1 protein-coding gene is annotated in these 258 nt (G+C 57.8%); it reads right to left on the bottom strand.

What is annotated here, in order from left to right; genetic code table 11:
- Nucleotides 1-258, bottom strand: a 258-nt coding sequence (locus E4U92_RS35735) for an S-layer homology domain-containing protein (RefSeq protein WP_137304595.1), incomplete at both ends; no start/stop codon positions are given.

Below are 258 nucleotides of genomic sequence, written 5' to 3'. Positions count from 1 at the left end.
TGCATAATGCCGATCTCGCGCATCGCGTACACGCTGCTGCGTGCCAAATCGCTAAGCTGGGCATCATCGGCGTATGGTTTATCGTTTGCAGCACTGGCCTTGCCGCCGAGCGAGGTATACAGCCGATCAAGCATCGCTGCGGTCTCCTGACGGGTGATGGACTGGTACGGTCGGAATGTTCCGTCATCATAGCCGGTTACAATACCGAGCGCCGCTGCCAGACAGACACTCTCATTCTCGCAGTCGGAAAAGGCCGCT

Source organism: Streptomyces galbus (assembly GCF_005280195.1).
Taxonomy (GTDB): domain Bacteria; phylum Actinomycetota; class Actinomycetes; order Streptomycetales; family Streptomycetaceae; genus Streptomyces; species Streptomyces galbus.
The sequence above is the reverse complement of the archived record's forward strand: the minus strand, read 5'-3'. Positions and strand labels throughout refer to the sequence as shown.